5 protein-coding genes are annotated in these 6,913 nt (G+C 39.6%); 2 read left to right on the top strand and 3 right to left on the bottom strand.

Translation table 11 applies throughout. The annotated features are described in order from the left end of the window. Positions 1 to 207 (top strand): transposase (locus AKG34_RS09675; protein ID WP_053345888.1); only part of this gene is annotated, 207 nt, incomplete at its 5' end. 155 nt (positions 208 to 362) lie between these two features. Here AKG34_RS09675 and parC read toward each other — a convergent pair. The 3 genes from parC to AKG34_RS09660 all read right to left on the bottom strand — a co-directional run bounded on the left by parC (position 363) and on the right by AKG34_RS09660 (position 5,599). Next, positions 363 to 2,807: a DNA topoisomerase IV subunit A gene (gene parC, locus AKG34_RS09670; protein WP_053345887.1), complete on the bottom strand. Its 2,445-nt coding sequence runs from the start codon at positions 2,805 to 2,807 to the stop codon at positions 363 to 365. Further along, positions 2,797 to 4,782, bottom strand: a complete 1,986-nt coding sequence (gene parE / locus AKG34_RS09665) for a DNA topoisomerase IV subunit B (protein WP_053345886.1) — start codon at positions 4,780 to 4,782, stop codon at positions 2,797 to 2,799. Before parE ends, parC begins: the two co-directional genes overlap by 11 nt. A gap of 406 nt (positions 4,783 to 5,188) precedes the next feature. Next, entirely contained in the window at positions 5,189 to 5,599 is a 411-nt protein-coding gene (locus AKG34_RS09660) for a CoA-binding protein (protein WP_053345885.1), read from the bottom strand. Between the two features lie 498 nt (positions 5,600 to 6,097). Here AKG34_RS09660 and plsY point away from each other — a divergent pair, with 498 nt between their 5' ends. Next, the gene (gene plsY / locus AKG34_RS09655; protein ID WP_053345884.1) at positions 6,098 to 6,685 is read left to right on the top strand and encodes a glycerol-3-phosphate 1-O-acyltransferase PlsY; all 588 of its coding nucleotides are present in this window, start codon (positions 6,098 to 6,100) and stop codon (positions 6,683 to 6,685) included. Positions 6,686 to 6,913 lie beyond the last annotated feature (228 nt).

Here is a 6,913-nt window from a genome sequence, read left to right as displayed (position 1 = left end):
CGTACTCATCAAGATGTAAAACCTATATATGCGAAACGTAAAGAAACGATTGAGCGTGTATTCGCAGATGCAAAAGAAAAGCATGGTATGCGTTGGACTACTTTAAGGGGACTTAAAAAATTGTCGATGCAGGCGATGCTTACTTTCGCTGCCATTAATTTAAAGAAGATGGCCAATTGGACATGGCAAGGTCCAAAAATGGCCTAACAGAGTGGGCTCGTAGAGCCCCAATATCTTAACCTTGGGCCAAAATTCAAAGGGAATCTCAAAAGGGGTTCGGAATTTTATAATTCCGAACCCCTTTTGTCTACAAACTGAGGGATGCTGATTATTGTCAGCATCCCTTTTTATAAAAAAATTATTTACGACTCTAAAGCAGATTCATCTTCTAAAGATATCTTCCACAATTCTTTCGCTTTTCCACTTACAGTTTCATCAAAAACAAAAGATCCATTCGTGTAACGATCATGATTTTTTAATGAAGCAGCATGGATTGTTTCGATTATGCCCTTTTCAGAAAGAATGAAAAGACTGTCGGTTTTATTGACAGTTTCAAATCCAATGACCCGATGTGGATTCGATTTCAATTCTCTCAAGACCACGACCCCGCGTTTTGCACGGCCAGTTTTTTCAAACTCGGTTAATTTCATTTTCTTGATGGCTCCGCGCTGGGTAACAATCAGAATTGATTCTTTACTATCCTTAGCTAAAACCTTGCCGCCAATAACATAGTCATCTTCTTTCAAATTAATCCCCTTAACTCCTGCTGCACGGACTCCAACGACACTTACTTCTTCTTCATCAAACCATAAACCGTAGCCATTATGAGTGACTAGGAAAAGCTCGGCCTGACCATCTGTATGATGGACATCAACCAATTCATCATCGCCCTTTAAATTGACACCAACTAGCGGTTTCGAATGCCGCTGTGCTTTATAGGAAGCTAGTTCAGTCTTTTTCACCATACCGTTTTTCGTGACGAACACTAAGAATTGCGGCAGGGTAAAGTCTTTGATTGGAATCGCTTTTATGATTTGTTCTTCTCGATCAATAGGAATGATGTTCGCGATATGCTGGCCGGTTTCCTTCCAGCGAATATCAGGAAGCTGATGAACTGGACAATAAAGGTAATTACCTTTGGAAGTAAACAGCAACAGAACGTCTGTTGTATTCATTTCCAGCCGCTGGAGCATTCGATCGGAATCTTTCATACCAAAATCAAGCCCGCCTGATGCTGAATACGATCGTAAGGACGTCCGTTTGACATATCCTTCTTTCGTCACTGTCACCATAACGTCTTCACTCGCGATCAAGACTTCAAGATTGATTTTGATTTCTTCAATCTCTTTCTCAATTTTAGAGCGGCGTCCGTCATCAAACCCTTTTTTAATGAATCTTAATTCTTTTTTTATTACTTGGAGAAGTACCCTTTCACTACCTAGGATTTTGGTCAATTCCTCAATTTTACTGTTCAACTCCGCTGCCTCTTCTTCAAGAGCCGTAATATCTGTGTTTGTTAAGCGGTATAATTGTAAGGATACAATAGCTTCTGCTTGGGCTTCTGTAAAAGAAAATTTAGCGATAAGGTTATCTTTAGCATTACGTTTGTCTTTAGACGCACGGATGACAGCAATAACTTCATCTAAAATGGACAGTGCTTTCATTAAACCATCGACAATATGTGCCCTGTCATGTGCTTTTTGCAATTCATAACGGGAACGGTTCACAATTACTTCTTTACGATGATTGATATACGCATCGAGCATTTTTGGAAGGCTCATTAACGTTGGTCGTTTTTTATAAATCGCGACCATATTAAAATTGTATGCAATTTGAAGATCTGAATTTTTGTATAAATAATGCAGGACACCATTTGCATCTGCTTCTTTTTTCAGTTCAATTACAATACGTAAACCTGTACGATCAGTTTCATCACGTACTTCTGCGATACCTTCTACTTTCCGATCAAGACGGAATTCATCCATTTTCTTAACAAGGTTCGCTTTATTGACTTCATAAGGGATTTCAGTGATGACGATTTGCTGTTTACCACCACGGATTGTTTCCACTTCAGCCAAGCCACGAATTATGATTTTCCCTTTACCTGTTTCATAGGCTTTACGGATACCTTCAATTCCTTGAATGATACCACCTGTAGGGAAATCCGGACCTTTAATAACCGTCATTAATTCTGCTACTGTTGCTTCTGGATTATCAATTCGCATTATAGCAGCATCAATGACCTCACCTAATTGATGCGGAGGAATTTCCGTTGCATAGCCTGCAGAAATTCCTGTCGAGCCGTTAACAAGTAAATTAGGGAACATCGCAGGTAATACGATAGGTTCTTCTGAGGTATCATCAAAATTCGGGACAAAATCAACAGTTCGTTTTTCAATATCACGTAACATCTCAGATGCAATTGATGAAAGCCTTGCTTCTGTATATCGCATTGCAGCAGGCGGATCTCCATCAATACTACCGTTGTTTCCGTGCATTTGGACCATGACTTTACGCAACTTCCAGTCCTGGCTCATCCGTACCATCGCCTCGTAAACCGAAGAATCTCCATGAGGGTGATAGTTACCAATTACATTTCCGACTGTTTTTGCAGATTTTCTAAATCCTTTTTCCTGTGTATTTCCTTCTACATACATCGCATATAATATCCTGCGCTGTACCGGTTTTAACCCATCCCGTGCATCTGGAAGTGCTCGATCCTGAATAATATATTTACTATAACGCCCGAAACGGTCTCCAATAACCTCTTCAAGCGGCAAATCACGAAACGTTTCCTCAAATACCATCGTTATTGACCTCCTCTTCAATCGACATATTTTCATTATCTAAAATATTCGATTCTTCTTCGAGACCAAAAGCGACATTGGTTTCAATCCATTTACGGCGTGGTTCCACTTTGTCTCCCATTAACGTTGTCACACGTCTTTCTGCACGCGCACCGTCATCGATTTTCACGCGTATTAATGTTCTGGTTTCCGGGTTCATTGTCGTATCCCATAATTGATCGGCATTCATCTCACCCAGCCCTTTATAGCGCTGAATCATATAGCCTTTCCCCACCTTGTTTATCGCTCCCTGAAGTTCATCATCACTCCATGCATATTCAATGACTTCTTTCTTCCCGGTCCCTTTACTCACTTTATATAACGGCGGCAAGGCTATGAATACCTTACCTGCCTCAATTAACGGCTTCATATAGCGGTAAAAGAATGTCAGCAGCAGCACTTGGATATGGGCGCCATCCGTATCGGCATCAGTCATGATAATCACTTTATCATAATTAGTGTCCGAGGTATTAAACTCGGCCCCGACGCCTGCACCGATAGCATGGATAATCGTATTGATTTCTTCGTTTTTAAATATATCCGCTAGTTTTGCCTTTTCTGTATTGATAACTTTACCCCGTAATGGCAGTACCGCTTGAAAACGGCGATCGCGGCCTTGTTTTGCGGATCCTCCTGCAGAGTCCCCTTCCACAAGATACAATTCATTCCGCTCAGGATTTTTAGATTGAGCTGGTGTCAATTTACCAGAAAGAATGGCATCCGACTTTTTCCGTTTCTTCCCACTTCTTGCATCTTCACGCGCTTTACGAGCAGCTTCGCGTGCCTGAAATGCTTTAATTGATTTTTTCACCAACAGTGCACTAGTAGTCGGATCTTCTTCAAAAAAGTAAGCCAAGTGCTCCGACACGATTGAATCAACAGCCGAACGGGCTTCGCTTGTTCCAAGCTTGCTCTTGGTTTGTCCTTCAAATTGCAAAAGTTCTTCAGGGATACGCACAGAAATAATTGAAGATAAGCCTTCTCGTATATCGGTACCTTCGAGGTTTTTATCTTTTTCCTTAAGCAGACCCATTTTTCTAGCATAATCATTAAATGCCCGTGTCATAGCCGTTTTTGCGCCAATCTCATGGGTACCGCCGTCTTTTGTACGAACATTATTTACAAAGCTTAGAATATTTTCTGAATACCCATCATTAAATTGAAAAGCCAGGTCGACTTCTATCCCATTCTGATCTCCTTCTAAGCTAATAACACTATGAAGGGTTTCCTTTTCTTCATTTAAATAGGCTACAAAAGCTTCAATTCCGTTTTCATAATGAAAAGTCTCATGCAGGTCATTACGTTCATCCGTCAATTCTATTTTCATGCCTTTTAAAAGAAAGGCTGATTCGCGTAGACGTTCAGAGAGGATATCATAATTAAAAGTCGTAACCGAAAAAATTTTCGGATCTGGCTTGAAATGGATTTTCGTCCCAACTTGGTTGGTCTTTCCAATTTTCTCTAGGGTCGTTTCCGGTTTTCCTCCCTTGAAAAACCGTTGTTCATAAACAAAGCCATCCCTTTTAATCGTCACGACAAGCCATTCAGACAATGCGTTAACGACAGAGGCACCCACACCATGAAGGCCACCGCTCGTTTTATATCCGCCTTGTCCAAATTTACCGCCTGCATGAAGAATCGTCAAAATGACTTCAGGTGTTGGTTTCCCCAATTTATGCATTCCAGTGGGCATCCCACGCCCTTTATCTGTCACACTTATACTGTTATCTTTATGTATTTTCACACTAATCTGGTCTCCATATCCAGCCAAAGCCTCATCTACGGAGTTATCTACAATCTCGTACACTAAATGATGAAGTCCACGTGCATCAGTACTGCCGATATACATACCGGGACGTTTTCTGACCGCTTCAAGTCCTTCCAGTACCTGAATTGCATCATCATTGTACTCGATTGTTTTTACTTTCTTTGCCACAGAAATTCCCCTTTCCTTACTAAACACAATTTCCGGGCCAAATCATACTGCAATGAAATGACTCTCTAGCTCTTACAAAATAATTCATACGTTGATAATCATACAAAAAGTATAATACTTTCACGAACAAAGAACAAGTGTTCTATTTTTTTAGTCCCTTTTATTAGCGTTAGCACCATCCGTTAGAACTTGTTAGTTTTGTAAACGTATCTTAGCTACCGTTCTAATTGTAGCGGTAATTTTTCATTTGGCAAATACACTTTTACTATTTCGCTTAAATTATTCTTTAAAATGATCGATATGCCCCCACATTCTCCAAATCCAGTCATAGCTAGGCATTATTGGATTTCTTCGGATGAAACTTTCGATACCTTTAAGAAAGAGCGGAAAATCCGCTCTTTCCAAATTACTTCGTAAGGGCGTGTTCAACTTTTATACATCGATCCATGATGACAGTATAACCTTTTTCTTTTAGATAATCATAAGCTTCTTCATTTTCAACCCCAAGCTGCGCCCAAAAAATATCAGCATCGATTTCTGCGAATTCTTTTGCAATCCCCGGGAGGAATTCAGAACGGCGAAAAACATTGACGATATCAACATGTCCTTCAATATCTTTAAGTGCTTTTACGGCCTTAACGCCCAGCACTTCAGTTACAGCTGGATTTACCGGGATGATTTCATATCCGCTATCCTGCATTGCTTTTGATACCATATAAGAAGTACGCTCGGGGTTATTTGATAATCCCACAACAGCAATGCGCTTCGATTTCTTTAACATCTGACCCATTTCTTCTCTGCTTGGATTTTCTATCATTTTTATCAATCCCCTTTATAATAAAATGTATTCTTACGCATAAAGTATTCCTCAACATGGATATTTTACAGAGAAAAGCTGACTATTACCATTATTAAGAAAAACAATTATACAAGAAATAACTTGCTTCGAAAAGGTAAGTCTCTCTTAACTTCCTTTATTTTCATACAGACTACCACGTATTGCATCAATTTATACACTATAGGTAACCCGCATATCTTATATTTACGAAAAAACGAATTCATAAACCTCTCCACCCTATATGAACATAAACGTATATCAAATGTTGTATGTTCATCAAGTAAAAATCTTTTTTTAGAGGATTTTTTTTGGACAACCATACCATTTTGTCACGAAAATGTTACAATAAGAGGAGCTTATCAGGTATTTAAAGGCTGTTTTAGCTGTTCCTCCACGTCCAATATCGATAAAAAGGAACATTCAGCCTGTTAACCGAGATAAAATAAGAAGATTTTTCTTTAAAGAAAGGGTCATAGAATGCTTACATTTATCACTTTACTGTCTGCCTACTTGATTGGTTCGATTCCATCCGGTCTAATAATCGGAAAAACCTTTTACAAAATCGATATTCGGGAGCATGGCAGTAAAAATCTAGGCGGGACAAATACCTTCCGGACACTTGGTGTCAAGGCAGGGCTAACCGTTACTATCATGGATATACTTAAAGGGACTCTAGCAACTTTTCTTCCGTTAATGCTAGGCGTGGAAATGAATCTATTGCTAGCCGGACTTTTTGCAGTAATCGGTCATATGCTCCCTATTTTTGCAAACTTTCGGGGTGGGAAAGCAGTCGCAACATCGGCTGGTGTTATCCTCGCATATGAACCATTATTTTTTCTTATTGTCCTTATCATATTCTTTATATCCTTATACATATCCAAATATGTTTCACTATCTTCCATGATTGCTTGTCTACTAGCTCTCATTTACAGCTTAGTGTTTCATACCGATGATTGGGCTCTTATTATTGTAATTGGCATTTTAACGATTTTCATCTTTTACCGCCACCGTGCGAACATCAAACGAATAATCGATAAAACTGAACCAAAAGTAAAATGGTTGTAAGAGGAGACCATTGGCTTTTTTAAACAAATCGAGTAGGAGGAGGCGCCTAGCCTCCGACCTCTCACACCACCGTACATACCGTTCGGTATACGGCGGTTCAGTTTAAGTCTGACGTAGTTTTGTATATCGTTCATATAGATTTACTAACCCATGATGGAGCCAATAAACATTATTAAGGGTTTTGTCTAGAATAGGACTATGCGCTATGCGCCAATAACCCTTTCTGCT

The sequence above is a fragment of the Peribacillus butanolivorans genome, from assembly GCF_001273755.1.
GTDB lineage: Bacteria > Bacillota > Bacilli > Bacillales > DSM-1321 > Peribacillus > Peribacillus butanolivorans.
Note: the sequence above shows the minus strand (reverse complement) of the source record. Positions and strands in the feature narration are given on the sequence as shown.

Bases quoted from the DNA above. Each gene is read 5' to 3' on its own strand.
- AKG34_RS09660 (WP_053345885.1), bottom strand. From the start codon at position 5,599: ATGATAGAAAATCCAAGCAGAGAAGAAATGGGTCAGATGTTAAAGAAA.
- parC (WP_053345887.1), bottom strand. From the start codon at position 2,807: ATGGTATTTGAGGAAACGTTTCGTGATTTGCCGCTTGAAGAGGTTATT.
- plsY (WP_053345884.1), top strand. From the start codon at position 6,098: ATGCTTACATTTATCACTTTACTGTCTGCCTACTTGATTGGTTCGATT.